1 protein-coding gene is annotated in these 357 nt (G+C 71.1%); it reads left to right on the top strand.

Translation table 11 applies throughout. From position 1 onward, the window contains the following. Positions 1–357, top strand: a 357-nt coding sequence (locus EN846_RS33970; protein ID WP_210236148.1) for a hypothetical protein, incomplete at both ends; no start/stop codon positions are given.

The following is a 357-nucleotide window of genomic DNA, read 5'->3' on the forward strand; positions in this document are numbered from 1 at the left end:
GCGCCGGTCGTGCCGGCACCACAGGAGTTCTACTTCGACAGCGATGCGGCCGCCGCGCCGATGGTCGTGGTCCAGGCCGAAGGTGATGCGCTGGTGGCGCAGCTGCTGAAACAGCGCGAACGCGGCCGGCGTACGGTCGAAGCCACCGTCCAGCTGGCGTCGGTGGCCATCGCCCAGGGCCGCACCGAACTGGGGGAACAGCTGTATCGCGAGGCACTGAAGGATGCGCCGGTGCAGGGCAGCCTGGGCCGCGGCGTGCGCTGGAATTACGGCTGGGACCTGCTGCGCCAGGGCCAGGCCGAGGCAGCCCAGGAGAAACGGCAGGCCGCCGCCGGTGGTTCACTGAGCAACCCGGCC

The organism is Mesorhizobium sp. M4B.F.Ca.ET.203.01.1.1 (genome assembly GCF_004791025.1).
Lineage (GTDB): Bacteria > Pseudomonadota > Alphaproteobacteria > Rhizobiales > Rhizobiaceae > Mesorhizobium > Mesorhizobium abyssinicae.